Below are 15,734 nucleotides of genomic sequence, written 5' to 3' on the forward strand. Positions count from 1 at the left end.
CTTTACCGCTCAACGCCCGCCCCCATCCGCCCCACCGCCTCCCGCGTCTGCGCAATCTCCTCTTCGAGCCAGTCGAGAAACGACCTGACCTGCGGCTCGCGCTCCCGCCCGGGCCGGCACAGCGCGACAAAACGCGCGCCCTCGATCCGCACCGCCGGCTCGATCGGCATCAGCGCCCCGTGCTCGACATGCTCGGCGGCCAGCACCGAACTGAGCAACGCGATGCCCTGCCCATGCAGCACCGCCTGCAATGCGTAATGCTCGTCGTCGTAGTGGCGAAACACCGCGCGCTCGAGCCACGCGTCGCGGCCGGCCGCGCGACACCACGACACCCAGTCGACCGACACCGGCAGCGGCGTATCCCACACGGTCTCGATCAGGTCGAGCGGCTCGTCCGTGCGATGCGCGTCGAAGCCGGCGGCCGCATACGCGCCGAAATACTCGTCGATCAGCGCAATCTCGTGCAGTGCCGGAAACGTGCGCGACGTCGCGCGAATCGCGAGATCGATCCGCGCATCGCGTTCGAGATCCGCAAGCGTGTTGCCGGTTTCAACCTTGATGTGCAGTTGCGGATCGACCTGACGAAACCGGCCGAGGCGCGGAATCAGCCACATCGCGGCAAACGCGGGCGTGGTGGTCAGCACGAGCGTGCGCTCGCCGGCCGCCTCGGGCCGCACCGCATCGAGCCCGCGGCTCAATGCGAGCAATGCATCGTGACTCGCGCGAAACAGGCGCTCGCCTTCGTCCGTGAGCCGCACGCCGCTCGCGCCGCGCTCGAACAGCAGCACGCCGAGCCGGCTTTCGAGCGACTTGATCTGGTGCGACACGGCGGCCGGCGTCACGGACAGTTCGTCCGCGGCGGCCTTGAATGCGCCGAGCCGCGCCGACGACTCGAATACACGCAATGCAGTCAGGGGGATTTTCGAGAACACGGGGCCTCGCGGGCCGGCTCGGGCCGGGTTGAATTCAATTGAATCCGGGTGAGATTAGGTGAATTGAAGCAGGCGTGCAACGCGAATAGCCTTGCGGGACGTCGCGGCACGGTGCCGCGTCGAGTGACGTCCCTCCGGAGCAACAACGTGCAAGGCCTACCGCGCAGGATCACGCAGGCGGTGCTCTACGAAGCGATCGCGATTTCCTGCATCTCGCCCGTGATCGCGGCGATCTTCAAGCAGGACCTCGTCTATTCGGGCGCGCTGTCGGCAACGATGTCGGCGATCGCGATGCTGTGGAACATGATCTTCAACGCGCTGTTCGAGCGCTGGGAAGCGTCGCGTCGCCAGCCGACACGCACGCTCGGGCGGCGGATCCTGCACGCGACCGGATTCGAAGGCGGGCTGATCTTCATTCTGGTGCCGGTCGTGGCGGGGTGGCTCGACATCTCGTGGCTCGACGCGTTCGTCGTCGACATCGGGCTGTTCGCGTTCTTCTTCGGCTACGCGTTCGTGTTCCAGTGGGCGTTCGATCGGGTGTTCGACGTGCCGGCGGCGACGAAGGGGCAATGAGCCGAACGCTCACGCCCCGGCGGCAATTTTCGGCAATTGCCAGCCGAATCGTACCGCCGCCATCCGCAGCGCAAAGCATGCGACGCCGCCCAGCGCGGCCGCGACGATCGGCGAGCAACCGAGCCGTCGGCACGATACGACGACCACCGCGCCGAGCAGCGCCGCGCTCGCATAAATGTCCGTGACCAGGACGACCGGGATCCGTGCAAGCAGCACATCGCGCACGACGCCGCCGCCGCAACCGGTCACGGCGCCCATCAGCGTCGCAATGAACGGGTGAACCCGGAATTCGAGCGCCTTCACCGCGCCCGCGACCGCGAACAACGCAAGGCCGGCCGCATCGAGCGTCGTGAGCAGCGACGGAGAAAACGCGGCGACCCGCTCATGAAACACGAACGCGAACAGCCCTGAAGCGAACGCAAGCGCCGGATAGCGCCAGTCGCTCACGGCGCTGGGCGGCCGTGCGCCGATCAGCAGATCGCGGATCACGCCGCCGCCGAGCGCGACGACGAGCGACAGCACCATCACACCGAACAGGTCGAGCCCGGCGCCGATCGCCGCATTGGCACCCTCGACCGCGAACACCGCCGTGCCCGCGAGATCGGCGGCCAGCACCACTTGCTCGATGCGCTTCATGTGCGTGAATGGCCGCAGTGCGGCATCGTCCGGTTGCAGCCTGCGTCGCGACAAGCCGACGCGCCGTTCGGCCTCGGCCGCCTGCCGGCCACCTGCCGCCATCCGGATACCTCAAGCGCACTGCGTATCATTGCCGCCTCCTCGATCGGGATCGGGCAGTCTAGCGCATCGCCCGTCCACTGACGGGCCGAACCTGAAACCGGAAGCAAAAAGCCGGCGGAAGCAGGATGCGCACCCTGCTTCCACCGGCTCGGAAACACGTCAGGCTTCCAGCCGAAGCCGCGACGCCCGACGCGTTACGTTCAATGCACGCCGAGATAGGCCTTCACCGCCGGCAGGCCCGGCTTGCCGTCGAGCGTCGTCACGCCGGCGAGCCACTTGTCGAGCGCCTGCGGGTTCGCCTTCAGCCACTCGGCCGCCGCCTTGTTCGGGTCTTCCTTGTTCATGATCGGCATCATCACGTGGTTCTCGATCGACGTCGTGAACTGCAGGTTCGACACGAACTTCGCGACGTTCGGGCAGCGCTGCGCGTAGTCGGGCGGCGTCGCCGTCAGCACCTTCGCTTCGCCGTAGTTCGGGCCGAACACGTCGTCGCCGCCGCTCAGGTAGTCGATCTTCATCTGCACGTTCATCGGATGCGGTTCCCAGCCGAGGAACACGATCCATTGCTTGTCGCGGATCGCACGATTCACCTCGACCAGCATCCCGGCCTCGCTCGACTCGACCATCTTGAACTTGCCGAGGCCGAACTGGTTGCCGTCGATCATCTTCTTGATCAGCAGGTTGCCGTCGTTGCCCGGTTCGATCCCGTAGATCTTGCCGTTCAGCTTGTCCGCATACTTCTGAATATCCGCGAACGACTTCAGGCCGCCCTGGTACACGTAGTCGGGCACCGCGAGCGTGTATTTCGCGCCGGTCAGGTTCGGCGTCGACAGCACCTTGATCTGGCCGGCCTTCGTGAACGGCTGGATGATCGGGTCCATCGTCGGCGACCAGTAGCCGAGGAACACGTCGATCTGCTTGCTCTTGATGCCGGCGAACGTGATCGGCACCGACGCGATCGTCTTCGTCGGGCTGTAGCCGAGCCCTTGCAGCATCGTCGATGCGAGGCCCGTGGTCGCCGCGATGTCGGACCAGCCGACGTCCGCGAAGCGCACGTTCTTGCACACGGGCGGATCGGCCGCATACACGGCCGACATCGGCGCGGTTATCCCGATCCCGCACACCGCTGCGATCAATAGGCGCTTCATCTTGCTTCTCCTCAAAGTGATGTCGTTTGCTTGAATGCGGGATCGTTTATTGAAGCCGCGCGCCGCGATCCCGGCGGCGTCGCGGACCATTGGATTAGTCAGCGCCCCGGCAACCGGCGCTCGTAGCTCGGTGCGTGGCCGAACTGCGCACGGTAGGCCTTGCTGAAATGGCATGGCGAATGAAAGCCGCAGACCGTCGTCACGCGTGCGATCGACGCGTCGGTCGTGCGCAGCAGGTCGCGTGCGCGCTTCAGGCGCAGCGTCAGGTAATAGTGAGTCGGCGATACGTTCAGGTACACCTTGAACATGCGCTGCAGGTGCCGCTGCGACAGCCGCACGAGCCGTGCGAGCTCCTCGAGCGACAGCGGCTCCTCGATGTTCGCCTCCATCAGCCGCACGACCTCGATCAGCTCCGCGCGCGAGAAGCCGACGCGCGCATCGACCGGAATCGGCTGCGTGTCCGTCGAGCTGCGGATGCGCTCCAGGATGAACTGCTCGGATACCTGCGCGGCCAGCTGCTGGCCGAAGCGCATCCCGACGAGGTTCAGCATCAGGTCGAGCGGCGCGGTGCCGCCGGTGCAGGTCAGCCGGTCGCGGTCGACGACGAACAGTTCGTCGGCGAAACCCACTTGCGGAAACTCGGCATGCAACGCGGACAGGTTCTCCCAGTGCACCGTGCAGCGATAGCCGTCGAGCAGCCCGCTCGACATCAGCGCATACGCGCCCGTGCAGATGCCGCCGAGCGGCAGACCACGTTCGGCGAGCGCCGCGAGCGTATCGCGCGCGCCCTCGTCGACCACGTCGCGGATGCGGATGCCGCCGCACACGATCATCACGTCGGGCAGGTTCGTGTAGTCGAGCGCCTGCGTGGGCCGTACCGCGATGCCATTGCTCGCGTGCACCGGACTGCCGTCGAGCGAATAGATCGACCACTGGTAGTGATCGGCGCGCCCGACGTAGTTCGCCATCCGAAGCACTTCGACGGCGCTCGAGAACGCGATCATCGAAAAGTTCGGCAGCGTCAGGAAGCCGAAATGGGCGAGCGATGAAACCGGTGAAACGCAGGCTGCGGGCGCGACAGCGACGGCGGACGTCACATCGGTCTCCTGGCGAGGAGGTTGCAGGGGGCCAGCCCCGCGGCCGAAACCGCGGAAGCCGTTATTCATTCAGGGTGAGCGGCCGGGGATGCCGGCCGCCGGAGGTCAGGCCTGCGCGGGCGCGGCCTTCACGCGAAACAGCTGCTTGAGACCCGAGAACAGCGGCGCCTTCACGGTGCCCGGCGCACGGCCGAAGCTTTCGGTGATGCGGTCGAGAATGATCGCGAGCAGCACGACCGACAGGCCGCTTTCGAAACCGAGGCCGATGTCGAGGCGCTGGATACTGGCGAGCACGTCGTTGCCGAGGCCGCCTGCCCCCACCATCGACGCGATGATCACCATCGACAGCGCCATCATGATCGTCTGGTTCACGCCCTGCATGATCGACGGCAGCGCATTCGGGAACTGCACCTTGTACAGCAGTTGCCACGGCGTGCAGCCGAAGGCCTGGCCGGCTTCGACGATCTCGCGGTTCACGTGGCGGATCCCGAGGCTCGTCAGGCGCACCGCCGGCGGCATCGCGAAGATCACCGTCGACAGGATCCCCGGCACGCGGCCAAGACCGAACAGCATCGCGGCCGGAATCAGGTAGACGAACGCGGGCATCGTCTGCATCAGGTCGAGGATCGGGCGCACGATCGCGGCGACCCACTTGCTCTTCGCGGCCCAGATGCCGAGCGGGATGCCGAGCACGAGGCTGATGATCGTCGACGACAGCGTGAGGCCGAGCGTGATGACCGTCTGGTCCCAGAAGCCCGTCGCGAAGATCAGCAGCAGCGACAGCGTCGTGAACAGCGCGAAGCGCCAGCCCACCCGCCACAGCCCGACGCCGATGAAGATCGCCATCATCAGCCACATCGGGATCGCCTGCAGGCCGTGCTCGACGAATGCCGCGAGCCCCTCGATCGCCTGGCCGATCGTGTCGAACGTCTTGGCGTCGTGGTCGAGCAGGTAGTGAACGGACTGGTCGACCCAGGTACCGAGCGGAATCATTTCAGACATGGGAACCTCGCGAACGCGTGATGGCCTTCAGGATGAGCGCACGATCGACCGAGCCGCAGTAGCAGCCGTCGTCGTCGACGACCGGCAGCGCATTCGGGCTCGCGACCACGCGCGCGACGACATGTTCGAGCGACGCGTCGCGCCGGATGGATTCGATCGGGCTCACGGACGGCGTCGCCTGGCCGATCGCTTCCCGCGTGACGAAGCCGCGGATCTTGCGTTGCGCATCGAGCACGAACGCATAGTCGGCACTGCCGTTCAGCGTCGCCGCGACGTTCGCGGCATCGCACTTCGACACGATCGGCACGGCGCCCGTCTGCATCAGGTCGCCGGCGGTCAGGTAGCGGCTGGTGTCGATGCCGTCGAAGAACGCGCGCACGTAATCGTCGGCCGGGTTCGCGATGATGTCCTGCGGCGTGCCGACCTGCACGAGCCGGCCACCTTCCATGATCGCGATGCGGTTGCCGATGCGCAGCGCTTCTTCCAGATCGTGCGACACGAACATGATCGTGCGGCGTTGTTCCTTCTGCAGTTGCAGCAGCACATCCTGCATTTCCCGGCGCTTGAGCGGATCGAGCGCGGAGAACGCCTCGTCCATGATCATCAGCGACGGGTTCACGGCCAGCGCGCGGGCAAGGCCGACGCGCTGCTGCATCCCGCCCGACAGCTCGGACGGCAGCTTGTGCGAGAACGGGGCGAGGCCGACCTGCTCGAGCACTTCCATCGCGCGGCGCTCGCGTTCCTTCTTGCCCATGCCCGCGACTTCCAGGCCGAACGCGGCATTCGACACGACGGTGCGGTGCGGCATCAGCGCGAACGACTGGAACACCATGCTCATGTCCTTGCGGCGCAGCGCGGTCAGCGCCGAGCGGCGCGCCGACGCGACGTCGAGCCCGTCGATCATCACCTTGCCGGCGCTGGGATCGACCAGCCGGTTCACGAGGCGGATCAGCGTGGACTTGCCGGAGCCGGACAGGCCCATCAGCACGAAAATTTCGCCTTCCTGCACATCGAAGGAGACGTTGTGCACGCCGACGACCTGGCCGGTGCGCTTGAGCACATCGTCCTTCGTCGCGCCGGCGGCGAGCATGTCGAGCGCCTGCTGCGGGTTGCTTCCAAACACCTTGCACAGACCTTCGACCACGACCTTGGGGGCATCCATCGAAACCTTCTCCTCGTGTAGCGGGGACTCGCGCTTGTCTTAGCGTGCCTACATAGTTGCCAGAAAAAACCCCGACCTGCCGACGAATTACGACAAACGCTTGCGCAAATACGACACGGCTGCCAGCCCCGCCGGGCGGGGCGCGGCACGCGACGGCACCCGATTGCGGCGGCGCAATACGCGCACGGCCAGCAACGGCGGGCATCGCGCGTCGGACTTGTGCGCAGCAACGCGGCGCGGATCGTGTCGCGCCTTGCGCCAATTCGCATCGGGCACGCGTCGCTTTACGACAATTTCACGTCCGATCACGCGTCGATCTGCTCAGACGAAAGCGCCTCGCCTCCACCAATAAAAAGCATGACCGTGCAAAAAGCCGCGCGGCGACACCGGACGGTGCACGCCGCGATACCGCGCCAACCCGGAAAATCCCCGACAGCCGCTGTGATACATTCCCCGCCAATACGCTGATCGCGACGCAGGCCGCCACGCGGCCACCGTGGTCAGCAGCGCATGCCGGTTCGCCTGCCGGCCATGCCGACACCGCCTCGACGGGCACACATCCGATCGCAGGCCGATAACGATACGAGAGAGGGAGCAAGGCGAGATGAACTGGGCTTTTACCGCAATCGGCTTCATCGTGGGCGGGATTGCCGCATGGATCGGGGATTTCTCCGCCATCACCGGCGCAGTGCTCGGCGCCGCGATCGGGTTCTGCCTCGACAACACGCTGCAACAGCGCAAGCGCAAGAACAACGGCACGGCCCCCGATGCGTTCGCGATGCAGGCACCGCCCGCCCAGCCGCCGGCTCCCCTGGCCGAGCGCGTCGCGCGCCTCGAGGCGACAGTCGAGACGCTGACGCGCGAAGTGGCGTCGCTGCGCGGCCAGCTGGCTGGTGCGAAGGCCGGCACGGCCACAACTGACGCGACCGTGCACAAGCCCGCCGGCACCGCCTCCGCCACCCCATCCGCACCCGTCCCGCCTTCGGCCGCCCTGCCGCCGCGCGCGCCGGCCCAGCCGGCCGTCGCACGCGCGGATGCACCGGCGTCCGTATCGGCACCGGCTCCCACTCCCGTGCGCGCCGCCACGCCGGCGCCGACACCGGCCGCCGCGATCCGCGCGAGCGAAACGCCTGCCGCCCCGGCGCCCGCACCGTCGGCGCCTCCCGCGCCGCCCAAACCGCGCGAACCCGACCTCGTCGAGCGCGCCTTCCGCGCCGCACGCGACTGGCTGCTCGGCGGCAATACGGTCGTGCGCGTCGGGATCATCGTGCTGTTCTTCGGCGTCGCGTTCCTGCTCAAGTACGCGGCCGACAACAACATGCTGCCGATCGAATTCCGCCTCGCCGGCACCGCGCTCGCCGCGGCCGCGCTGCTCGCGATCGGCTGGCGCGTGCGCGCGCGCCGTGCGGCGTACGGGCTCGTGCTGCAGGGCGGCGGCGTCGGCATCCTGTACCTGACGATCTTCGCCGCGACCAAGCTTTACGCGCTGCTGCCCGTCGGCGCCGCGTTCCCGCTGATGGTGGCCGTGTGTGCGCTGAGCGCGTTCCTCGCGGTGCGGCAGAACGCGCTGCCGCTCGCGTTCATGGGCACCGCGGGCGGCTTTCTCGCGCCGGTGCTGCTGTCGACCGGCCAGGGCAACCATGTTGCGCTGTTCAGCTACTACGCGCTGCTGAACGCGGGCATCTTCGCGATCGCGTGGTTCAAGGCCTGGCGTCCGCTGAACCTGCTCGGCTTCGTCTTCACGTTCACGATCGGCTCGGCGTGGGGCGTGACGGCCTACCGCCCCGCGCTGTTCGCGAGCACCGAGCCGTTCCTCATCCTGTTCTTCCTGATGTACGTCGGCATCGCGCTGCTGTATGCGGTGAAGCGCGAACTCGCGCTGCGGCACTACGTGGACGGCACGCTCGTGTTCGGCACGCCGATCGTCGCGACCGCGCTGCAGGCGTCGCTCGTGAAGGACATGCCGTTCGGGCTCGCGTGGAGCGCCGTCGCGCTGTCGGCGTTCTACGTCGTGGTCACCGCGTGGCTCGCGCGGCGCCGCGACCGCCTCGCGCTGCTGTTCGAATCCACGCTCGCGCTCGCGGTGATCTTCGCGACGCTGGCCGTGCCGCTCGCGTTCTCCGGTCCGACGACCAGCGCCGCGTGGGCGATCGAAGGCGCGGCCGTCGTCTGGCTCGGCGTGCGCGAGAAGCGCATGCTGCGGTTCGGCTTCGGACTGCTGATGCAGGTTGCCGCTGCCGGCGCGTTCTTCACGAGCCTGCTCGGGCCGGCCGACGCCACCGCGCTGCCGGTGCTCAACAGCCCGTATATCGCGATGCTGCTGATCGCGCTCGCCGGCCTGTTCACCGGCTGGTGGCTGCACGGGCGCGGCGAAGCCCGCGCGTGGCATGCGTGGATGCCCGAGATCGGCGCCGCGGCCGCCGCATGGGGGCTGCTGTGGTGGGTGAGCGGCGGCCTGCACGAGATCCTCGTCTACGCGAGCCGTCACGTCGACCTGCATGCCGACCGCTTCGTCGTCGATTCGACCGCGCTGTTCGCGGCCGGCACCGCGTGGCTCGCGCACGTCGCCCGCCGCCGGCTGGCGTGGCCGCTCGCCGAATGGCCCGCGCTCGCGCTGACGCCGGTGCTGGCGCTGCTCGCGCTGCGTGTGTTCGATGCGCACGAAGCGCCGCTGTCGGGGATGGGCGCGTTCGCGTGGCCCGTCGCCGTCGGCGCAGGCCTTGCGCTGCTGTGGCGCCAGTCGCGCGGCACCGCAGGCGCCGATTCCGCGCCAGGCTCGGCGCGCGGCGTCGCGCCATCCCTCTCCGCAGGCATCATCGCGCCGCTGCATACGCTGATGTTCTGGACCGTGTGCGGGCTGCTGTCGCTCGAAGGCTTCTGGCGCCTGCGTGCGTACGTGCCCGAAGGCGCGTGGAGCTGGAGCGCGTGGGCCTACGGCTTCGGTGCGCTGCTCCTGCTGGTGTCGGGCCCCGGCTCGCGGCTGCGCTGGCCCGTCGCGGCGTTTCCGCGCGCGTACCAGGTGTGGGGTGCGGCGCCGCTCGCGGCGTTGCTGTGGCTGTGGAGCATCGCCAGCGTGATCAGCGACGGCAACGCGGCGCCGCTCTTCTGGCTGCCGCTGCTCAACCCGCTCGACATCGCGCAGTGCCTGGTGTTCATTGCATTCGCCGTGTGGCTGCGCCGGCTGAAGACGCTCGGCATCGCGTGGCATCCGCGCGTCGTCGACTACGTGGCCATCGCCACCGTGTTCCTGTGGTTCAACGCACTGATGCTGCGCACGCTGCATCAGCGCTTCCACCTGGCCTACGGCATCGACACCGTGCTGTCGTCGTTCGGCATCCAGCAGGTGTTCATGGTCGGCTGGAGCCTGTTCGCGTTCGCCGGAATGTGGCTGACGCGCCGCGACGGCATCGCCCGCGTGTGCGCGCTCGCGTCGCTGCCGCTGATCGTCGTGATGTGGGCGTGGACCTTCTACGCGAACTTCACGCAGGACGGCGGAAGCTGGGCGCGCGTGCCGCTCTTCAACCCGCTCGACCTCGTGCTCGCGGTGGTCTATGCACTCGCCGCATCGTGGTTCGTGCGCGCCCGCAAGCTCGGCTGGTCGTTCGGCAAGTATCGCGTCGAGCTGCTGAGCGCGGCCGGCGCGACCGCGTTCCTGTGGCTCAATGCGATCCTGTTGCGCACGCTGCATCACTGGGCCGGCGTGCCGTACGAACTCGGCGCGATGGCGGAATCGACGCTGGTGCAGGCATCGGTGTCCGTGTACTGGACGCTTTGCGCACTGGCCATCACGATCTGGGCCACGCGCCGCGGACTGCGTCCGCTGTGGTTCGTCGGCGCCGCGCTGCTCGCGCTCACGGTCGTCAAGCTGTTCCTGTTCGACCTGTCGCACGTGACCGGCATCGAGCGCATCGTGTCGTTCATCGGCATCGGCGTGCTGCTGCTGTTGATCGGGTATTTCTCGCCGCTGCCGCCGAAGGCCGCCGCGCCGCAGGACGACACGCCATGAAACGACTCGCCGCCCTGCTCGGACTGAGCCTGCTCGCGTCGTTCGCGGCGGCCGACGCGCGCGTCGCGCAGCGCTTCTCGCTCGACCTCGACGGCACCGCCGCGTATTACCAGCTCACCGTGCCGCAGCCCGTCTATGCGGCGAGCCGGCGCAACGACCTCGGTGACGTGCGCATCTTCAACGGCGCGGGCGAACCCGTGCCGTATTCGCTCGATGCCCCCACGGCGGCCGCGCCCACCGTCCAGCCGAAGCGCACGCCCGTGCACTGGTTTGCGCTGCCGCCCGTCCGCGCCGACAACGGCAACGCGCCGCTCGGCGTGACGGTCGGCCCCGACGGCGCACTGCGCGCGGGCGCCGCCGCACCGGTGCGCGCGAAGCACGGCGCGGATCTCGTCGACCTGTCGCATGCGGACGGCGAGATCGACGCGCTGCTCGTGCACGTGAGCGACGACAGCTACCAGGGGCGTGTCACCGTTGAAGCCAGCGACGACCTGCGCAGCTGGCGGTCGCTCGGCAGCACGCAACTGCTGAAGGTGGGCCACGGCGACGCAATGCTGGTGCAGGAACGCATCGCGCTCGAAGGCGCCGCGCCACGCTACCTGCGGCTCGACTGGCTCGACGGCGCACCCGCGATCGCGTCGATCGACGTCGAGACGCACCCACGCGATGCACGCGGGACCGACACCGCCTCCGTGCCGCGCCAATGGCGCGACGCCGTGCGCGTGCGGGCCGGCGCCACGCCAGGCGAGTATCTGTTCGACACCGACGGCGCGTATCCGGTCGACCGAGTGCGCATCGACCTGCCGCAGCCGAACACCGTGGCGCGCGCGACGCTGCAGAGCCGCGCCGACGCGCAGGCGCCGTGGCGCGACGTCGCGGGCGCCGTGCTGTTCCGGCTGCAGGGCAAGGCCGGCGAACAGCGCAATCCGCCGCTCGAATTCGCGGCGAATACGGATCGCGCGTGGCGGATCGTCGTCGACATGCGCAATGGCGGATTCGGCGGCGGCCAGCCGGCCGTCGCGATCGGCTGGCATCCGGCCGCGCTGACGTTCGTCGCACGCGGCACGCCGCCGTTTACGCTCGGCGTCGGCGACGCGTCGCTCGTGTCGTCGGCCGTGAGCCGCGACGCATTGCTGGTGGGCATGGCGCCCGAAGTGCGGCCCGCGCGGGTCGGCGCGGCGTTGCCGGTGTCGGCGGTCGCGCCGGCGTCAGCCGCCGATACGGACGCACCGCGCCGCTACGTGCTGTGGGGCGCACTGGTCATCGCGGTCGGCGTGCTCGGCACGATTGCGTGGCGCCTCGCGAAAGGTGGCGGCGATACGCACGGCCGCGACGGGTGACGCCGCGCGGTCATGCACACCGCCCGTCCGCCCGTCTTTACGCGCCGTTTATCTCGCTTGCCGGTTTCTTTCGACGGTCGCAATGCATAACTGCGTACAGTCGTCGCATCGGAACCACGATGCGACGACATGCAGGAAACCTATCCATCGTATGACCGGCCGCTGCCACGCACGCGCGTGCGCCCGGCCCTGCGGCTGAAGCAGCTTCTGCTGCTCTTCCCGATCGTGCTGCCGCTGTCGATCGCATGGCCCGCGCATGCCGACGACACGCCAGCGGCGCCGGCCAGCGCAGCCAGCACGCCCGAACCCTCGCTTCCTCCGACGCTCGACACGATCGTCACCGCGCTACGCAACCGCTTTCACCTCGCGTATGCCGACGCGCGCACGATCGCGCGCGCGGTGCAGACCGAATCGGATCGCTACGGGCTCGCACCGGCGCTGCTGCTCGCGATCATCGCGGTCGAGTCGGGCTTCGATCGCCACGCGGTCAGTGTCGCCGGCGCGCGCGGATTGATGCAGGTGATGCCCACCGCCCATCGCGATCTCGTCGCGCATGTGAAGGATCTTTCCGATCCGGCCACCAACGTGCGGATTGGCGCGGCGATCTTCCGCGGCTATCTCGACGATGCGGACGGCGACGTCGAAACCGCGCTCGTGCGCTACAACGGCGGCACGAAGCGCTATGCACAGCGGGTCGCGCTGCGCGTGCAGCAATTCGATGCGCAGCTACGCCGTTCGAACGGCGCGGCAAGCGACGCGCTGCGGACGGCCGCGAACCCTTGAGCGCGTCGCTACCGCGCGCCGTCGAGCCGGTAGCCGGCGCCCGTCTCCGTGACGATGTACGCGGGCCGCCGCGGATCGCATTCCAGCTTGCGCCGCAGGTGGCCGACATACACACGCAGGTCGTGCGCATCCTTGCCGTGCGCCGCGCCCCACACCTCGCTCAGCAGGCGGTCGTGCGTCAGTAGCCGGCCCGCGTGATGCGCGAGCGCGGCCAGCAGCCGGAATTCGATCGGGCTCAGATGCACGCGCGCCCCACCGCGCAGCACCTGGCGATCGCCGAGATCGACGGTCACGTCGTCGAAGCGCACGCACACCGCATCGATGCGCCCGCCGCCGGCTTGTCGCCGCAGGTGAGCACGCATCCGCGCGATCAGCTCGGCGGCGCCGAACGGCTTGGTCAGGTAGTCGTCCGCGCCCGCGTCGAGCGCCGCCACCTTGTCGCTTTCCGCACTCAGTGCCGACAGCACGATCAGCGGCGCGGCCGAGCACGCGCGCAGCGCATGGATCAGGTCGGTGCCGCCGACGTCGCACAGGTTCGTGTCCGCGACGATCAGGTCGGGACGTCGCGCGCCGACGGCCGCCACGCCCGCCGCTCCGGTCGCGGCCTCGAAGACGTGCATGTGTTCGGCCTTCAGCGCGACACGGACGAAATGCCGGATGAACCTGTCTTCGTCGACGATCACGATGACGACGCTCGGTTCGCTCATGCGGCAGCGCCTTCGTCCGGTGCATGGTGCGCGCCCATGCTCAGGCCCATCCGCATGCCACCAGCACCATGTCGATCAGCTTGATGAACGGGAACGGCAGCAGTACGCCACCGAGGCCATACAACAGCAGGTTCCTGCGCAGCAGCGGCGCGGCGCCGAGCGGGCGATAGCGCACGCCCTTCAGCGCGAGCGGAATCAGCGCGACGATGATCAGTGCGTTGAAGATCACCGCCGACAGGATCGCCGACGCCGGCGACGCGAGGTGCATCACGTCGAGCACGCGCAGTTGCGGATACGTCGTCGCGAATGCGGCCGGGATGATCGCGAAATACTTCGCGACGTCGTTCGCGATCGAGAACGTCGTCAGCGAACCGCGCGTCATCAGCATCTGCTTACCGATCTCGACGATCTCGATCAGTTTCGTCGGGTTCGAGTCGAGGTCGACCATGTTGCCGGCTTCCTTCGCCGCCTGCGTACCCGTGTTCATCGCGACCGCCACGTCGGCCTGCGCGAGCGCCGGCGCGTCGTTGGTGCCGTCGCCGGTCATCGCGACCAGACGGCCCGCCGCCTGATGCTCGCGGATCGTCGCGAGCTTGGTTTCCGGCGTCGCTTCCGCGAGGAAATCGTCGACGCCCGCCTCCGCCGCGATCGCCGCGGCCGTCAGCCGGTTGTCGCCCGTCACCATCACGGTCTTGATGCCCATCTTGCGCAGTTCCGCGAAGCGCTCCTTGATACCGCCCTTCACGATGTCCTTCAGCTCGATTACGCCGAGCACGCGGGCAACGCCGTCGACGCGCTCCGCCACCGCGAGCGGCGTGCTGCCGCGACGCGCGATGTCGGTCACGACCGCGTCGACTTCGCGCGTGACGTGGCCGCCGTGGGACTCGACATAGTGCTTGATCGCATCTGCCGCGCCTTTGCGGATTTCACGGCCGGGCGCCCCGGAGGAAGTCCCGTCGGGGAACAGGTCGACGCCGCTCATCCGCGTCTGCGCGCTGAACGACAGGAACACCGGGTGCAGCGCCTGCATGTCGCGCTCGCGCAAGTTGAAACGCTGCTTCGCGAGCACGACGATGCTGCGGCCCTCCGGCGTTTCGTCGGCAAGCGACGACAGCTGCGCGGCATCGGCCAGCGCTTCCTCGGTCACGAACGGCGCGGGCACGAACGCCGACGCCTGGCGGTTGCCGAGCGTGATCGTGCCGGTCTTGTCGAGCAGCAGCACGTCGACGTCGCCGGCGGCTTCCACCGCGCGGCCCGACGTCGCGATCACGTTCGCCTGCATCATGCGGCTCATCCCGGCCACGCCGATCGCGGACAACAGGCCGCCGATCGTCGTCGGGATCAGGCACACGAGCAGCGCCACCAGGGCGGTGATCGTCACGCCATGGCCGGCCTTCATCGCCTCGACCGCGAACGTCGAGAACGGCAGCAACGTGGCGGTTGCGAGCAGCATCACGATCGTCAACGCGACGAGCAAGATCGTCAGCGCGATCTCGTTCGGCGTCTTCTTGCGCTTCGCACCTTCGACCATCGCGATCATCCGGTCGAGGAACGCCTCGCCCGGATTGACGGCGACGCGCACGACGATCCAGTCGGACAGCACGCGCGTGCCGCCCGTCACCGACGAGAAGTCGCCGCCCGCCTCGCGGATCACCGGCGCGGATTCGCCGGTGATCGCCGATTCGTCGACCGACGCGACGCCTTCGATCACGTCGCCGTCGGCCGGGATCGTGTCGCCGGTTTCGACGAGCACGACGTCGCCCTTGCGCAGGTCGGTCGACGCCATCACTTCGACGACCGCCTTCGCACGCGGCGCCGAGAGCTTTTTCGCGACCACGTTGTGTTTCGCACTGCGCAGCGAGGCGGCCTGCGCCTTCGAACGCCCTTCCGCGAGCGCTTCGGCGAAGTTCGCGAACAGCACGGTGAACCACAGCCACAGCGCGATCGCGACGATGAAACCGGCGGGCGCTTCGGCCTGGCCGAACAGCGCGGCGATCCACAGGATCGTCGTCAGGATGCTGCCGACGTACACGCAGAACATCACCGGGTTGCGGAACTGCGTGCGCGGCGTGAGCTTCCTGAACGAATCGGCGATCGCGGGGCGCACGAGCGCGGGGTCGAACATCGAGCGCGCGGCCGTGCGCGGATGGCCTGGCTGCGCGGGGCGCGGACCTGTCATGGGTGAGAGAGACATGGCGGTTTCCTTTGCCGGCACGCCCGCGCATCGGCATCCGGCATCGGTCAGG

At 68.5% G+C, this 15,734-nt stretch carries 11 protein-coding genes and 1 pseudogene; 4 read left to right on the top strand and 8 right to left on the bottom strand.

Going from position 1 to position 15,734, the window contains the following annotated elements:
* Positions 1 to 2: 2 nt before the first annotated feature.
* On the bottom strand, positions 3 to 932 hold the full coding sequence (locus CFB39_RS29725; protein WP_089475513.1) for a LysR substrate-binding domain-containing protein: 930 nt from the start codon (positions 930 to 932) through the stop codon (positions 3 to 5).
* Positions 933 to 1,079: 147 nt separating this feature from the next.
* On the opposite strand from CFB39_RS29725, the gene CFB39_RS29730 reads away from it, so the two are divergent.
* Positions 1,080 to 1,505, top strand: coding sequence for a PACE efflux transporter (locus tag CFB39_RS29730; RefSeq protein ID WP_089475514.1), 426 nt, complete (start codon positions 1,080 to 1,082; stop codon positions 1,503 to 1,505).
* 9 nt (positions 1,506 to 1,514) lie between these two features.
* Here CFB39_RS29730 and CFB39_RS29735 read toward each other — a convergent pair whose 3' ends face one another.
* From CFB39_RS29735 to CFB39_RS29755, 5 genes and pseudogenes are all read right to left on the bottom strand, one after another.
* A complete protein-coding gene (locus CFB39_RS29735; protein WP_089475704.1) occupies positions 1,515 to 2,141 on the bottom strand; it encodes a trimeric intracellular cation channel family protein in 627 nt (208 codons plus the stop codon).
* 302 nt (positions 2,142 to 2,443) lie between these two features.
* Positions 2,444 to 3,391 (bottom strand): choline ABC transporter substrate-binding protein, encoded by a 948-nt coding sequence (locus CFB39_RS29740; RefSeq protein WP_089475515.1) that lies wholly within the window; start codon positions 3,389 to 3,391, stop codon positions 2,444 to 2,446.
* A 98-nt stretch (positions 3,392 to 3,489) separates the two neighbouring features.
* Positions 3,490 to 4,488: a GlxA family transcriptional regulator gene (locus CFB39_RS29745; RefSeq protein WP_011354068.1), complete on the bottom strand. Its 999-nt coding sequence runs from the start codon at positions 4,486 to 4,488 to the stop codon at positions 3,490 to 3,492.
* A gap of 105 nt (positions 4,489 to 4,593) precedes the next feature.
* The gene (choW, locus tag CFB39_RS29750; RefSeq protein ID WP_046549695.1) at positions 4,594 to 5,490 is read right to left on the bottom strand and encodes a choline ABC transporter permease subunit; all 897 of its coding nucleotides are present in this window, start codon (positions 5,488 to 5,490) and stop codon (positions 4,594 to 4,596) included.
* Positions 5,483 to 6,771, bottom strand: a pseudogene (locus CFB39_RS29755) (glycine betaine/L-proline ABC transporter ATP-binding protein); the annotation flags it as partial. The gene choW and the pseudogene CFB39_RS29755, both read right to left, overlap by 8 nt.
* Positions 6,772 to 7,256: 485 nt before the next feature.
* Between CFB39_RS29755 and CFB39_RS29765 the strand changes: the two are divergent.
* The 3 genes from CFB39_RS29765 (at position 7,257) to CFB39_RS29775 (ending at position 12,781) form a co-directional block, all read left to right on the top strand.
* The gene (locus CFB39_RS29765; RefSeq protein ID WP_089475517.1) at positions 7,257 to 10,658 is read left to right on the top strand and encodes a DUF2339 domain-containing protein; all 3,402 of its coding nucleotides are present in this window, start codon (positions 7,257 to 7,259) and stop codon (positions 10,656 to 10,658) included.
* Positions 10,655 to 11,998, top strand: coding sequence for a DUF3999 domain-containing protein (locus CFB39_RS29770; protein ID WP_089475518.1), 1,344 nt, complete (start codon positions 10,655 to 10,657; stop codon positions 11,996 to 11,998). The genes CFB39_RS29765 and CFB39_RS29770 overlap by 4 nt, the downstream gene beginning before the upstream one ends.
* Positions 11,999 to 12,127: 129 nt before the next feature.
* Positions 12,128 to 12,781: a lytic transglycosylase domain-containing protein gene (locus CFB39_RS29775; protein WP_089475519.1), complete on the top strand. Its 654-nt coding sequence runs from the start codon at positions 12,128 to 12,130 to the stop codon at positions 12,779 to 12,781.
* Positions 12,782 to 12,789: 8 nt separating this feature from the next.
* Here the strand turns inward: CFB39_RS29775 and CFB39_RS29780 are convergent, their stop codons facing one another.
* Together CFB39_RS29780 and kdpB are read right to left on the bottom strand one after the other, a co-directional pair.
* Positions 12,790 to 13,488 carry a response regulator gene (locus CFB39_RS29780; RefSeq protein ID WP_089475520.1) on the bottom strand — a complete coding sequence of 233 codons (699 nt, stop codon included), beginning with the start codon at positions 13,486 to 13,488 and terminating at the stop codon, positions 12,790 to 12,792.
* A 40-nt stretch (positions 13,489 to 13,528) separates the two neighbouring features.
* A complete protein-coding gene (gene kdpB / locus CFB39_RS29785; protein WP_089475705.1) occupies positions 13,529 to 15,613 on the bottom strand; it encodes a potassium-transporting ATPase subunit KdpB in 2,085 nt (694 codons plus the stop codon).
* Between the last annotated feature and the right edge of the window lie 121 nt (positions 15,614 to 15,734).

Origin of the sequence: Burkholderia sp. AU6039, from assembly GCF_002223365.1 — a bacterium.
In the GTDB taxonomy this organism is placed as follows: Bacteria; Pseudomonadota; Gammaproteobacteria; order Burkholderiales; family Burkholderiaceae; genus Burkholderia.

Bases quoted from the DNA above. Each gene is read 5' to 3' on its own strand.
- CFB39_RS29735 (WP_089475704.1), bottom strand. From the start codon at position 2,141: ATGAAGCGCATCGAGCAAGTGGTGCTGGCCGCCGATCTCGCGGGCACG.
- CFB39_RS29740 (WP_089475515.1), bottom strand. From the start codon at position 3,391: ATGAAGCGCCTATTGATCGCAGCGGTGTGCGGGATCGGGATAACCGCG.
- choW (WP_046549695.1), bottom strand. From the start codon at position 5,490: ATGTCTGAAATGATTCCGCTCGGTACCTGGGTCGACCAGTCCGTTCAC.
- CFB39_RS29765 (WP_089475517.1), top strand. From the start codon at position 7,257: ATGAACTGGGCTTTTACCGCAATCGGCTTCATCGTGGGCGGGATTGCC.
- CFB39_RS29770 (WP_089475518.1), top strand. From the start codon at position 10,655: ATGAAACGACTCGCCGCCCTGCTCGGACTGAGCCTGCTCGCGTCGTTC.
- CFB39_RS29775 (WP_089475519.1), top strand. From the start codon at position 12,128: ATGCAGGAAACCTATCCATCGTATGACCGGCCGCTGCCACGCACGCGC.
- CFB39_RS29780 (WP_089475520.1), bottom strand. From the start codon at position 13,488: ATGAGCGAACCGAGCGTCGTCATCGTGATCGTCGACGAAGACAGGTTC.
- kdpB (WP_089475705.1), bottom strand. From the start codon at position 15,613: ATGTTCGACCCCGCGCTCGTGCGCCCCGCGATCGCCGATTCGTTCAGG.